Raw genomic sequence first — 13,272 nt, 5'->3', positions numbered from 1 at the left:
CTGCTTCTTCCAGATGCCGCCGCACTCGACCAGCTTGCCGCGCGGGGAGCGGCCGAGGACGCGGTGCGTGGGGGCCATCGGGTTCGTGCTCGCGACGGGTTCGACCGTGATGTCGAGATCGAAGGTCAGGGTCGAGATGGAGCCTGTGCCCTTGGCGGTTTCGATGTCGGCGCTGGTGAATTTGATGCAGTTCGTGGTCATTGCTCTTCTCCTTGTTTGTGTTGCAATGATGGTCACCTTGCAGCTGGCCAAGGCCCGGCCACACCGAAGGCGAAGCGCAGCGGAGAGGGGCAGGCGCCGGTCTTTTTGGCTCGCGAGGAATGACCCGCAGGGTCAGGGGAAAAAGATCGGCGACAACCTTTGTGGGCGGGACGACAGCTGCGACCAGCATGTCATGCAACTCAGACAAAGGGAGAAGTGCTGTGGCCGCGAAGGAAACCTAGCTGAACAGCCGATGAAATTGCCGGGGGCGGTGTCTTTTCAGCCCTCTCACCCCGAACCGCAGCCGGACGGGTTCGCGCTTTGCCGAGCCTTGCCCAACGTAGCGCGCCCGGGCACATCCGCAGGCAAGCTGGTCGAGTGTGGTGCCATCTGGCTGAGCGATTTCAAGCAGACCGTCGAAGCATCTGCACCGGGCGCGGTTCATCCCGATTTTGAACGACCCCTCTTCGGCAGCCCAATCCTTTGCGATTTCTTGCATCGCAATGATCTCAGGCCCTCTGCCAGCTGCTGCCAATGCAATCCGGCAGTCGTCGAGCATCGTTTACGGTCAATGATGGCAGAACAGCATGTCCGGCAATGCGAGGAATACTGCCGGCTGGGGCGCGGTGGACGAGACCATTGAGGCAATCCGCCCCGCCCCAGCGACCGTTACCGAATGGCCGAGATGAAGCGTTGCCACGACCATGCGACGGCTGGTCGGGCTGGCTCCGCAGGAGACTGCCCGGCCAGCGGCACGTCGCAGGGAGAGGCAGCGTTTCAGCTCGGGGAGGGCGGCTGCGCGCAGCCGACCGAGTAGGGCGCGGTCCTGACCAAAGGGCAGGAGGGGCCATGATCATCAAAACCTAACCATCGCCTGAAACGCTCGGTTTGCCGCGAAGAAAACTGAGTGAACTGATGATGGAGATTCAGCCGACCTCCGTGCTTCGAGGTAGGCCTTTGCCGTTGTATGTCCGACATGCGGCAAAAGACTGAGCCAGTCCTATCCGCAGTTGCGCAATCCTCTTCCGCTCAAAGGACAACGCAAGTGCATAAGGCATCAAAGAGGGATCAGTAGGGGCAGTCTGGCCCCGGCCGCAGCACGGCCTCCGCAGTGGCGCGACCCAACGCAACATCTTGGCCGCGCTCAGTCAGCTCGAGCACTCGGTTTTCGTCGTGTTGCTCCAGCCGCACCAAGCCGGAGGCCTCCAGCAAGCAGGCGGTCGAAGTGAGTTCGTCACGTGTGGCAGCAAGTGCGATTACTCGGAGCCAATCCAGAAGGACGAGTTCATGCATTCGGTAGCATGGAGCCCGTTCGAGCGCCCGCAAAACAGCCAAAGCTCGATGCGCCTCTTTGATGACTTCAATCGGCGCGACATTGTTAGTCATCATGAAGGATTCCCGCCCATCACCAAACCCGCCTCGTTCATTCAGATCGCGTGTTGGCCTGAACTTGAAGATCCCCCAGACGAGCCATTAGGGCATCAAATGCGATGGCGTCTGACTGAAGCAGCCCCGCTTCCTGCATTTTCCGGTAGTCTTGGGCCAGCGCCTCCAAGGCCTCACCTTCTGGGATCAGACAAAGCGATCCTGAGATGGCTTCGGCATAGTTTATCGTCGCGCCCGCACGGTCGGTTTCGCGAAAAAAGTGCTGTTTGTGCTTCGCAACATCTTGCGCAAGCGTCTTATCCTCCAGCGCCCGTGCAGCAATACCCACTGCCTGCAGTCGATCAAGATCGTACCAATGACGCGCATAGCGGTCGCCGCCTCGAAACGCACCCCGCAAGCAATAGGCATGGATAGCTGTCGCCTTTTCCCAAAACGTCCGTTCGGCCATCATCACACGAGGCGTAGCGACGGGCATGAGCAACTCAGGTAGTGCTTGGGAGAGGTCACAAATTACTTCGTGACCTTGTGCCGGCTCTCCTGTGGACCTGGCACCAAATTCCAATAAGACCGAGGATCGAACATATCCGCTGCCGCTGCGCACTGCGTCGTAGTTCAGATAGATCTTGTCACCTTCTACCCGGATTTCTGCCGGGAGCGCCGCTGCCTTGACCTTGTCCGACAAAATGGGGGCCACTTTTGACGCTACCCACTCGCCCAAGCGATCCCGAACGGCTTCGGTCCATTTCTGAGCTTGCGAGCGGCTTGGCGGATATGGATCGTCGGGATCCTTGATCAGATCGGGAATGATCTGCCTGATGTCATATGTCAGATCGACATCTTCTGAGAACCGGTCAATCGCCTTGTAGACCTTGGACAGCGAGGTTCCGCCCTTGAACACCAGGTGTTCGCCGAGAGCACTGTCGAACAAGGCTTCAAGCACCCAGACGACCCAGATATCCTTTTCCAACAGGTCTGCAGGCCGCCCCAATTTCGAGGCGGCCACTTCCAGCGCGTCGATCTTGTCTTCACGCGACAGCGAAAAATAGGTTTGGCTTTCGGTCATTGCAATGACGCAAGCGCGCTAAGTTCCTTGGCCATCCAAGTTGGCGCAGATGCTCGAAGGCTCAGAAGCTCGCGCTTCTCCTCTTCGCTCAACGTCGCTTTGATACGCCTCAAAGCCTGGGCAGCTTCAGACTTACCAAAATAGGCGAGCGCCCGAAAGGCGTGCCCGGCACGACTGTTGGGCGCACGAAGCTGCCAGCTCGGCACATGTTTAAGCTCGACGCTTTGCGCTCCGAGCTTTAGATGACGGCTCGGCCCGGAAGTCCAAAAAACTTGACGGGATGGGTTCTGCGTCGAGATGCCGAGCAAGTTCGCTGCCGACGCGCCACTTTGCGACACGCGCTCACCGGTTGATTTCGCAATGTGCTCAACCACGGCCTCAACCGAGGGCGCCCGGTTCCCGAAGCGGGTTTTCACAGGCAAAGCGAACAATCCGCGCTTAACACGCATAAGCTCCCCGCGCCGCACCAACCGCGACAGCGCCTGGTCAACCGCAGCACGCTCTCCGATGTGCAACAACTCCCGCGCCGACAGGGTCGCACCCTCCGGCAGCGCTTCAGCATAGGCCTTGATCGCTTGAGATGTGGTTTGCATGTTCGCCTCCATGTGTCAGATATATAGCTTGGTTTCTGACAGTTTTCAAGGTAAAAGCACCTACAACAACGAAGGGAGCGTGCTGGAGAAGCCAGCTTAACGAATTGATTTAAGACAGTTATGAACTTGATATGTGCATTGAACCCCTCAGAAAACGAACAGTAAGCGGAAAGCTCTATACCCGACGGGATGAGATTAGTGCGTTTATCCGCTTGAGCCTTGATTGGCCCTTTGATGAACTCCTGGACAAAGCTGCGATGCGAGATCGGCGGCACGCCGACTACGTGCCTTCCGAAGTGCTGCTCTATCACCTGAGACAAACCAAGACCGACAATGCAGATGGCCGGTTTGTGGCACTTTACAACATTTTGTTGGATCGGATTGAAGCCGCCTGTCCCCGGCCCAACAGCCGACGCGGCGATAAGGATGTCGAGGATTTTCGCGTCGCCGAGATCCGCGATAAAACAATAGAACGTGTGACAGAGCTCATGTTTGAGGACCGGCGAGGCTACGTAGAACAGCTTGACGCATATGAGGTGTTTTTTGACCGGGCCGTTCGCTCCGTCCGCATAGACAAATTCCGGCAGGTAAGTGGTCGGGAAAATGCCACCGAATCCGTTGTGCGCCACGATGGCAGTGAGGATATCCGCGAGGAAGTCGAAGAGGCGCTTGAGCGATACAAAAAGTCAGGCCTGACAAAAGAAGAAGATTTTGATTACCGGTTTCGCATACGTCGCGCGATTGACGCCTTACCCGAGGAAGAACGAAAGGTGATCGATTTGATGCTCGCAGAGATTCCCATTGAGACAAACAAAGACGGTGAGCCTTCAATGACCCAGCTGCTCGGCTGCGTCGAAAAAACCGTACGAAACAGGCGTGATCGTGCGTTTGAAAAGATCAGACGTGCACTAAAACTGGAGGACAATGATGACCAATAGAGAAGATGTCCTCAGCGACTTCACGATTGAGCCTGAAATGTCGCCTGCCGTGCTGAAAACCTATTTGAGCAAATACCCTGAATTTGCAGACGATCTCTTGGATTTGTTCCACGAGCTGACAATGAGCGACATGGAAGCGGTCGAGGCAAGTCTCCCGCTTGAGACCAAAGCTATGAAGTCCAGCGTCTTGCGGGTTCAGAAGGTCGAGCAAGCACTGTACGGCGCCGACGTTCGTGAACTCTCAAAGTCGTTGGGTTTGCCGCGGAGTTTCCTCATGGGGTTGCAAGCAAGTGTTGTCCATATTGGCTCGATGCCGATTTCGCTCCTTAATAAGCTCGCAAAACTGCTGGATGTGAGACTGCAGGATGTCATCAGCGGCATGCAAATTGGCGATCAACAGGCCGTTGCGATGAAATCTGATGTGAAACCTGAAGCGCAACCGGCCATCGAATTCCAAGATTATGTAGACCAGGCTGGATTGACCGAGGAGGAGCAACGCGCATTGCAAGAGTTGCTTGCAGATGATGGATCGGATTGAAGCCGTTCGTCGATGCGCCGCGCGTCTTCATACTGAGCGTAGGAGCAAGGGAGGCGATCCAACCCAGCCCTATTCGTTTGCTCTTCAAGAGGCAGAAGCTCGGGATTACGAAGTCCGCAAGCTCGCTCCAGACCATCCGCAGCTCAAAGGTGGACGGGCGCTCTTGCAGCCGAGAGCCAAAGTCATCCTGCATGAGGATACGGGCATTGAGTTCTTAAATGCGTTTCTTGTTGCCCATGAGATAGGTCATGATGAATTTGGCGGGGGCATTGATGTCCAGCCAACCATGAACATCGATCCGGCACGATCGTCTGATCCGGCCTCAGTTGGGGCGGATCGCGTTGTCGATTACAGCAACCGTGCTCGCCAGGAAGTCCAGATGGATATGTTTGCGCGAGAGTTCCTCTTTCCGCGCAGTTTGGCCTGGTCATGGCATGTCGAAGACAACCTTGGCGCAGGGGAGATTTCGGAGCGCCTTGGCGCCCCCTACGACATGGTTGCGGTTCAGCTATTTGATGCGCTTTTGTTACCGGTGTTGGAGGAAGCGCCGGATATCGCAAGCCCGCCCAAACCATTGAACCGCGAGCAACAGATTGCCGCGGATCATCACGGAAAGGCGCTTCTTCTGAAGGCGGGACCCGGGACAGGCAAAACCCAGACTCTCGTTGGCCGCCTGTCTGTGCTTCGAGACCGTGATGTGCAGCCAGAATCCATTCTGCTCCTGACATTTTCCAACAAGGCCGCAGGAGAGATGACCGACCGGGCCCTGCGGGTTTGGCCGGAAGCGGCTGGTGCCGCTTGGATTGGGACCTTTCATTCATTTGGGCTTGATATCCTGCGCAGGTTTCATGACCGCGTGGGTCTTCCCGCAGATCCACGTATGATTGATACGACTGAAGCCATTGCCCTGTTGGAGGATGAATTCCCACGGCTGCGTTTGAAGCATTTCAACGAACTTTGGGATCCGACAGATACCCTGCGCTCTCTCCTTTCAGCCATTTCGCGGGCCAAGGATGAGGTAGTCGACAACATCCACTACCGTAAACTCGCCGAGCAAATGATGGAGGCCGCAGACACAGAGGAGGATATCGAGGCAGCAGAAAAGTGTCTGGAGATCTCAGCCGTCTATGATCTGTATGAAGGCCTGAAGGCGGAACGCGGCGTAGTAGATTTTGGTGATCTGGTCGCTCGACCGACAATGCTCGTCGAAAGTGACGCGGATGTTCGCGAGAAACTTCAACGACTCTATGACCATGTTCTGGTGGACGAATATCAGGACGTAAACCGGGCCAGTGTGCGATTGTTGAAAGCGCTGAAGCCCAACGGCACCAACCTGTGGGTGGTGGGAGATGCCAAACAATCAATTTACCGGTTTCGAGGCGCATCCTCGTACAACATTGATCGATTTGAGACCGAGGATTTCTTAGGAGGCGAAAGTCTCCCACTCAATATCAATTACAGATCATCACAAGAAATATGCGACACATTCAAGGGTTTCGCTCAAACGCGCATGGCAGCTGCCGGGGCGGGCTTTGAGGCCACGGCGTTTAAGGGTACTAATGGGGTTAGCCCCGTGTTTGTGGGTGTTGATGCCAAGGATCGTGAAATAGACGAAATCGCCTTCCGAATAAAACAGGCCTGCAACGAGACCACGTCTTTCAGTGATCAGGCCGTAATATGTAAGGGCAATGCGAGACTGGCAGAAATCGCCGCTGGTTTGGAGGCGCGGGGGATTCCGGTCTTGTTTCTTGGACCCCTCTTTGACCGACCAGAAATCAAGCAAGCGCTTTCCGTCCTTTCCCTAGTGATTGATCCGCGCGCCATGGGACTTGCCTGCGTCGCGTCTCTCCGCCCATTTCAACTGGCAATTGAGGATGTCTCAACCTGTGTTGATGCGATTCGTGCCGCTAGAAACACGCTGCCCTTGGACTGGAGGCAAACGCTTTCGGGCCTAGACGACATCAGCGAGGAGGGTGAGAAGTCCCTCTCAAGGCTGATTGAGGTGTTTGGGGAGTTTGAACCCACTTCATCGGCCTGGCGCGTGATTACAACTCTCTATCTCGACAAGACGCGCTTGGCCGCCGAATTTGCGAAGGGAGCAAGATCAGGCAACGCAAATCCTGCGATTGCGCTGTGGCAGTTTCAGAACTTTCTGAGATCAACATTGCCGAAAAAATCCGGGTACCCCATTCGCGATCTTCTCGATCACATCCGACGCCTTGTCATAGTGTCAGATGAACGTGACTTACGCGACCTGCCTGAAGCTGCACAAAGCCTCGACGCTGTCCGGATCATGACCATTCACGGCAGCAAGGGCCTTGAGTTCAAAGTCCTTCATTTGCCGGCATTGACCAGCCGATCCATTCCGCTGTCAGCTAAGCAAAATCGCGGACTCGCACCTCCTGACGGCATGATCGAGGGTGCACCCTTTAAGGGCTGTGACGCGCTCACGTCCGGGCATGACGAGGAGCAGCAATGTTTGTTTTTCGTCGCTTTATCCAGAGCGGAGGAGCGACTGGTACTTTATGCCTACAGCAAGCGATCGAAGTTCGTGGATGACATATCTGGTCATGTTCTGAACGAATCTCCGCAATCGGCATCGGCTGAAGGTGCGGTATCAACGAACGGAATAAAGTTGGAGGTTGATGGCATCGCTCGCATATCGCCTTCTGAGCTTGCGACCTATGAGAAGTGCCCACGGCGATTTTTCTTTGCGCATGTGTTGCAGGTTGGCGGTCGTCGCGCAGAGTCGCCCCTTATGCGTATGCACAACGCAGTCCAGGGCGTTGTCGATGAGCTGACGTCTCGTTTGAACGATGAACCAAGCGAAGCCGAGCTCGCAGCCATTATGGATAAGGCGTGGATGGAAAATGGTCCGGCGGATCATGGATACGCTGCCGAGTACCGTCAAATCTCAGACGAGCTGCTGAGTTTTTTCCGATTGCTCCGCACAGGCGAAAAGCGGCGCGCACCCACCCCAATTTCCTTGAAATTCGGTGAGGCAGAGATTGTCGTATCTGCACATGAGGAAGTCGATGCTGGGTCTGGCAGGGTACTGCGGCGCATCAAAACAGGACGCAAGACCACGAACGCTGTCGAGTCCTTAGATGCGGCTGCGTTTCAACTTGCCGCTGAAGGCCACGGCGAGGCTGAGTTCGTGTTCTTGACAGGCGCGACGCAGGACCGATTGACCATGAGCAGTACGAAGTTGGGGAACCGGAAAACAAAGATCGCTCAAGCTGCAATTGAGATCCTAGAAGGGCATTTCCCCCCAAAACGCAGCGATCGCTGTGCCCGCTGCGCATATTTCTTCATCTGCAGCGAACCGCCCTCAGGCACGCTCCGAAAAAAAATCGGATCAGGCTTACCGGATTCCTCCTGACGCCGCGATTGTCCTTGTGAAGGCGCAGACATGAGGTTTGCGTCCGCCAACTTCTTAAGGACGAACACAATGAAATCGCAAGGAAATGATCCTCGCTTCCCGGTTTTCATCGCCGATGAGGGCCTCAACTTCAAAAAACACGTTTTCGATGACCCAAAGGTTCTCGGTCGCCAGTTGATCGAAGCTGCCGACGGGCATCCTGTTGATGAGCATGTGGCAATCGCCATTTTGCCAAATGGGGACTTCGAAGACATTCGCCTCGATGAAAGCTATGATCTGCGCGGTCGCGGTGCTGAAAAAGTGCTGGTCGCGCGGACGGACCGTGTCTTCAAGTTTAAGATTGACGACAAGGATCTTGAATGGCCGCGCGCGTGCATCAGCGGATTTGTACTGCGTAAGCTTGCTGACCTGCCGGAAAACTACAATCTCTGGCAGGAAATCCCGGGCCAGCAGGACCGCAAGATTGCTGACAGCGATGTCATCAATCTCGATGCCAAGGGTGTGGAGCGGTTCATCTCGCTCATCGATCAGACGACGGAGGGGGACACCCTTCCTTCGTTTGATCAGACTTTTCTGGTGGACCACGGCTATCAGTTCGAAGTCGTTCAGGAAGGCCGTGAGACCGCCATCATCCTGAAATCGCTCGAGCTGCCTGAAGGCAAGTTCAATGTCGAAGCCGCGGATATCCTTGTACTCCTGCCAGCCGGGTATCCCGATTGCGCGCCTGACATGTTTTATGCCTCTCCGCATTTGACGCTGGCGAACGGTCAAGTCCCGAAAGCCTGCACAGTGCAGCACACTTTTGCAGGTCGTGTTTGGCAGCGCTGGTCGCGCCACAACAACGCCTGGCGGCCCGGCATTGATGGTTTGCGCACGATGGTGGCACGGATCAAAACAGCTCTCGCCGAGGCGCGGACATGAAGGGCCCGTTGGATGTTATTCTGGCTGGTCCGCACGAAGCCGGTATCCGGTCCCTGCTCGCGCAGGGTGCCGGTGCTGAGCGTTCAGCCTACATGCTTTTTGGGACGGCGGCGATCGAGAAAGACCCCTGGACGGACACTGCTCGCACACGGCTAATTTCGCATGCGTTCATCGATCTCGATGATGACGACGTGGTCTCAGCCTCCGAGCGCCACGTGACGTGGCAAACCGACAGCTTCATGCGATTGCTTGGTCGCGCCAAGTCCGATGGTCTGGTTCCCGCCATCATTCATACCCATCCAAAGGGGCGGGCCCGTTTTTCCAAACAAGATGACCGGAACGAGGCGGAACTTGCGCGGACCGCCCTGATCAAGGGTGCACCCGGACTGATCAGCGTTTTGATAGCGAGCGACGGCGAGATTGCCGTGAGGATTTGGCGCTCGGCCGAAAAGCCAACGGCTATCGCGCGTATTCTTCACACAGGACCGCGCCTGACCCTCACCGCGGAGAACGGCAGCAATCTGGGCTTCCTGGACCGTCAAACCCGACTCTTCGGCGATCAGGCCAATGCAATGATCACGCAGTTTCGGTGCGGCATTGCCGGAGGGGGTGCTACGGGAAGCGCAGTGTTGCCCTTGCTGATGCGTCTTGGCGTGCGCGAAGCGGTCCTTTTCGAAAAGGACCATGCTGAAGATACAAATCTCAACAGGCTCCATGGCGCACGACAGGAGGATGTTGATGCTCATCGAGCCAAGGCCGACATTCACGCGCGGACAGTTGCGGAGGCCAATCTTGGTATGTCGTTGGCAACCATCGATGCCTGGGCCGGAGAGCCATGCACATGGGATGCGTTGAAATCTTGTGATGTGATTTTCTGCTGCACGGATGACCACGCCGGTCGGCTCTTTCTGAACCGCTTCGCCCGTTTCTATGGCATTCCGGTCATCGATGTCGGGCTCGCAATGCAGCGTCGTGATGCTCAGTCGTTCGATCTCTTTGCCCGGGTTACCACCCTTGTGCCCGGACACCCCTGTCTGCTTTGCGGCGGGTTCATCAACCCGCAACGCGCTCGCGAGGAGGCCTTGCAGCGAACTGATCCAGAGGCCTATGAAAAACTGAAAGAGGAAGCCTATCTGCTCGGTGAGGGTGATCCCTCCCCTGCCGTTGTGACCTTCACGACAGAGGCGGGTGCCATGGCGGTCAATGAATGGCTGACCGGTATTACCGGGTTCGCCGGAGCAAACGGAATGGCACCGACGCGGATGCGACGGTTTCACGCGCGCGATGAGCGTTTTCCTGAGATTTCGCCGCGCCCGGGCTGCCCGTGTTGTGATGCAACTGAAACTCCGGGCCGGGGGGACATGACGCCCTTTCTGGACATGGTGACGTGAGATGAAAAAGTTATTGGCAAACCTGCTTCGGCAGATTGGAGTACTTAAGTATGATTATCTGGTGAGCAGGCAGGACGCCTTCCCGCAAACGCCTGAAACAGAACCGGACGAGTTAGTCCTGGTCGAGAGCGGCGCGATCCAAAAATGGGCCTGTCTCTCCTGCCCTGGCGGCTGTGGTGAGAGGATCGCTTTGTCTCTCAACCCAGATCGTCGACCTCGCTGGAGCATTAGCACAGATTTCTGGCAAAGACCCACACTCCACCCGTCGGTGCACCAGCAAAACGACTGTGGGTGCCACTTCTGGGTAAAGAAGGGTAAGGTTCACTGGTGCAAAGGTGGACGGCCGCAAACGCCAAAAGAGAAAGCAGGACGACACAAATGCTAAGCGAGCGAACAAAGCGACCTGTGCGCCTCGAACTACAACCCGAGCAATCGGGGGCAAAATCATGCGGTTCGCATTAGACGACGACAAACGAGTTGAAGCCAGCCCAGGCGCCAAAGGCAGATGCCCTGGTTGCGGCGATGACCTCATTGCCCGATGCGGAACCAAGATGGTCTGGCACTGGGCGCACAAAGGACAACGCCACTGCGACCATTGGTGGGAAAACGAAACGCAGTGGCATCGGGATTGGAAGAACCAATTCCCGACAGATTGGCAGGAGATCGCTGCGCGCGACGAACATGGCGAGCTTCACATCTCAGATGTTAAGACATCCAAGGGCTTGGTGGTTGAGTTTCAGCACTCATACATCAAGCCTGTAGAAGCGCGAACGCGGACAAGGTTCCACAACCCTATGTTTTGGGTTGTTGACGGAACGCGTCGTAAGACCGACCGCAAGCAGTTTGCAACCGCGCAAGCAGACGGCGTGAAGCATCCGACAAAGGACGGGCTGGTTGAGCAGCTCTGGGTTTACGATTCAAGGTTGCTAAAGGAGTGGGTCCATGTCGGCGTGATCGTAGCCTTTGATTTTGGGCAGGACACGGTGTGGCTTCTTCGGAGAGTCAAAGGTGACTGGGCCTATGGATTTGCCTATCCGAAACGATCACTTGTCGAGAACATTTTAAAGGGAACTCCGATACCGGACGTGTTGTTTGGCAAACCTGTTAGGCAAACGGTGCGGTACCGTCAGCGTCGTGCCAGGTTCTAGCGTTCGGTTTCCATCAGGTGCAACTGACACAGATCTTTTTGGGACCGCAGACCCTCAGGCCTTTGCGGACAAACCTGCATCCTCCATCTGCTCGCGGTCCGGCAGGTCCTGCAGGGAAGGCAGGTCGAAGGCAATCAGGAACTGTTCTGTCGTCACGAAGGTGTAGGGCGCCCCTCGCCGAGGAGACCGCGGACCAGTTCCGATCAAGTTGCGCGCGCGCAGCCGACCGATCAGGTCCCGGCTGATTTCCTTGCCGAAGATGTCTTTGAGACCGTCACGCGTGATCGGCTGGTGATAGGCGATGGCCGCCAGGACCGCGACGTCGAATTCACTCAAGTCCAGCAGTTGGACGCCGACATCTGCCGCCGCCTGGATCGCGGGCGCGTAGATAGCCCGCGTCCGGAACATCCAGCCGCCGGCGACCTGGGCGATCTCGAAGGCCCGCCCCTCCAGATCGGCGGCGAGGTCCTCGACGAGCAGATCAACCGACACCCCCTGCCCCACCACGCGGGCAAGGTCGTCGCGCGGCACAGGGGAGGCAGAGGCGAAGAGCACCGCCTCGATGCGGCGCATCCACTCCCGCCAGCGCAACTCTGGCGGCAGGTCGGGCAGCTCGCGGTCAAGCTCAGCTTCTGGTCGATCCTTTGCCATCCCTACAACCCGTAGAGCCGGAAAGTGTCGCGCCCGGTCAGCTCGCGCACCGCGCCGAGGGCAACCAACCTTTCGCAGAGCCGCCGCGCGGCGCGATCCGGCAAGGGCAAAGTCGAAGGCGCTACAGCATCGCGGGTCAGTAACATCTCGACCGCGTCGCCAGCTCCCTTGGCCCGGAGCTTGGGTGCGACCGCCTTCAGATGCGCCGCCCGAGGGGCGAGGTCGGCGGAGAGACGCACGACCTCGACGGCCGATGAGACGAGCGCCCGATGGCAGGCGAGCCTCAAGTCGTCACCACGCTTGCGCAGGTCAGCGCGTTTCAGGCCCGCGGCGAGTAGCGGCACCAGTTGATCCCAACCGAGTGCTTGGGCGATGGCCGTATCCGCCAGGATCAGCGCCGACACGTCTGCACGCGGTGCCTCAGTCAACACTGCCTCCAGCGCCATTGCGGCACGGGTCACCGGCGCCCCTCTCCCCGCATCGAGCCACGTAGCGATCTGGCCCGACTCGAAGGCCGGCAAGGCCCGACCAAGAGATTTGATTGAAATCGACCGTTCCACTGCGCGCCGCCAGACGAGGAAGGTTTCGCCAGCTGGTCCAGGAAGATCGCCGGGCCGCAACAGGTGCACCGCATCGCGCAGCTCCCCTACCCGCTCCGACCTTCCAAAGAACGCGACGCAAGCCTCGGCCGCCCGCAGCGCGAGCCGATCCCGCAACAAGGCTTGGGGCACCTCCGCGCGTCCTAGCACAACATGCAGATGGTTCAGCGCCGCGCCCGACAAAAACGCAACATCTTCAAGGGTTTCAGCGCGTGCAGAGGTGACCCAGGCAGGCATCCGGGGTAACGTGTCGAGGTCGCTGATGTGATCTAGCCGGGCGAAAGTCATGCCTGAAGCCTACATCAGCGCGGCGCTTTTTGCCATAAAATAGCAACCAAACCGCCCCGCATTGCTGTTCTACACTATGTCCAATAAGTTTGCATTATCGGACATAGCAGAAAGGCGCAAGGCGGGGCGGTTTGTCGTTTTAGTTTCATGGGTGGATTCGGCCGAAATCGCCT

General features: G+C 57.2%; 13 protein-coding genes. 7 read left to right on the top strand and 6 right to left on the bottom strand.

Annotation, left to right across the window (positions count from 1 at the left end; translation table 11 throughout):
- The 4 genes from MHM88_RS22875 to MHM88_RS22860 all read right to left on the bottom strand — a co-directional run.
- Window positions 1–201, bottom strand: a 201-nt coding sequence (locus MHM88_RS22875; RefSeq protein ID WP_239369263.1) for a DUF736 family protein, incomplete at its 3' end; no start/stop codon positions are given.
- Between the two features lie 1,068 nt (window positions 202–1,269).
- Complete coding sequence (locus MHM88_RS22870; RefSeq protein ID WP_239369261.1) at window positions 1,270–1,590, bottom strand: hypothetical protein; 321 nt, start codon at window positions 1,588–1,590, stop codon at window positions 1,270–1,272.
- 34 nt (window positions 1,591–1,624) lie between these two features.
- The gene (locus MHM88_RS22865; RefSeq protein WP_239369259.1) at window positions 1,625–2,650 is read right to left on the bottom strand and encodes a nucleotidyl transferase AbiEii/AbiGii toxin family protein; all 1,026 of its coding nucleotides are present in this window, start codon (window positions 2,648–2,650) and stop codon (window positions 1,625–1,627) included.
- The gene (locus MHM88_RS22860; protein WP_239369257.1) at window positions 2,647–3,243 is read right to left on the bottom strand and encodes a DUF6088 family protein; all 597 of its coding nucleotides are present in this window, start codon (window positions 3,241–3,243) and stop codon (window positions 2,647–2,649) included. The genes MHM88_RS22865 and MHM88_RS22860 overlap by 4 nt, the downstream gene beginning before the upstream one ends.
- A 131-nt stretch (window positions 3,244–3,374) precedes the next feature.
- Here MHM88_RS22860 and MHM88_RS22855 point away from each other — a divergent pair, with 131 nt between their 5' ends.
- From MHM88_RS22855 to MHM88_RS22825, 7 genes are all read left to right on the top strand, one after another.
- A complete protein-coding gene (locus tag MHM88_RS22855) occupies window positions 3,375–4,181 on the top strand; it encodes a hypothetical protein (RefSeq protein ID WP_239369255.1) in 807 nt (268 codons plus the stop codon).
- Window positions 4,171–4,719, top strand: coding sequence for a hypothetical protein (locus MHM88_RS22850; RefSeq protein ID WP_239369253.1), 549 nt, complete (start codon window positions 4,171–4,173; stop codon window positions 4,717–4,719). The genes MHM88_RS22855 and MHM88_RS22850 overlap by 11 nt, the downstream gene beginning before the upstream one ends.
- Window positions 4,703–8,101, top strand: a complete 3,399-nt coding sequence (locus tag MHM88_RS22845) for an ATP-dependent helicase (RefSeq protein ID WP_239369251.1) — start codon at window positions 4,703–4,705, stop codon at window positions 8,099–8,101. The genes MHM88_RS22850 and MHM88_RS22845 overlap by 17 nt, the downstream gene beginning before the upstream one ends.
- A 69-nt stretch (window positions 8,102–8,170) precedes the next feature.
- Window positions 8,171–9,022, top strand: coding sequence for a multiubiquitin domain-containing protein (locus MHM88_RS22840; protein ID WP_239369249.1), 852 nt, complete (start codon window positions 8,171–8,173; stop codon window positions 9,020–9,022).
- Window positions 9,019–10,413: a ThiF family adenylyltransferase gene (locus tag MHM88_RS22835; protein ID WP_239369248.1), complete on the top strand. Its 1,395-nt coding sequence runs from the start codon at window positions 9,019–9,021 to the stop codon at window positions 10,411–10,413. Before MHM88_RS22840 ends, MHM88_RS22835 begins: the two co-directional genes overlap by 4 nt.
- 1 nt (window position 10,414) lies before the next feature.
- Window positions 10,415–10,798, top strand: a complete 384-nt coding sequence (locus tag MHM88_RS22830) for a DUF6527 family protein (protein WP_239369247.1) — start codon at window positions 10,415–10,417, stop codon at window positions 10,796–10,798.
- Window positions 10,799–10,859: 61 nt separating this feature from the next.
- Window positions 10,860–11,561, top strand: a complete 702-nt coding sequence (locus MHM88_RS22825; protein WP_239369246.1) for a competence protein CoiA — start codon at window positions 10,860–10,862, stop codon at window positions 11,559–11,561.
- A 54-nt stretch (window positions 11,562–11,615) separates the two neighbouring features.
- Here MHM88_RS22825 and MHM88_RS22820 read toward each other — a convergent pair whose 3' ends face one another.
- Together MHM88_RS22820 and MHM88_RS22815 are read right to left on the bottom strand one after the other, a co-directional pair.
- Window positions 11,616–12,212 (bottom strand): SMC-Scp complex subunit ScpB, encoded by a 597-nt coding sequence (locus MHM88_RS22820; protein WP_239369245.1) that lies wholly within the window; start codon window positions 12,210–12,212, stop codon window positions 11,616–11,618.
- A gap of 2 nt (window positions 12,213–12,214) precedes the next feature.
- Window positions 12,215–13,099, bottom strand: a complete 885-nt coding sequence (locus tag MHM88_RS22815; protein ID WP_239369244.1) for a DUF1403 family protein — start codon at window positions 13,097–13,099, stop codon at window positions 12,215–12,217.
- Window positions 13,100–13,272 lie beyond the last annotated feature (173 nt).

This window comes from Epibacterium sp. MM17-32, from assembly GCF_022348205.1.
Taxonomy (GTDB): Bacteria; Pseudomonadota; Alphaproteobacteria; order Rhodobacterales; family Rhodobacteraceae; genus Epibacterium.
This window is presented reverse-complemented; position numbering and strand designations above follow the sequence as displayed.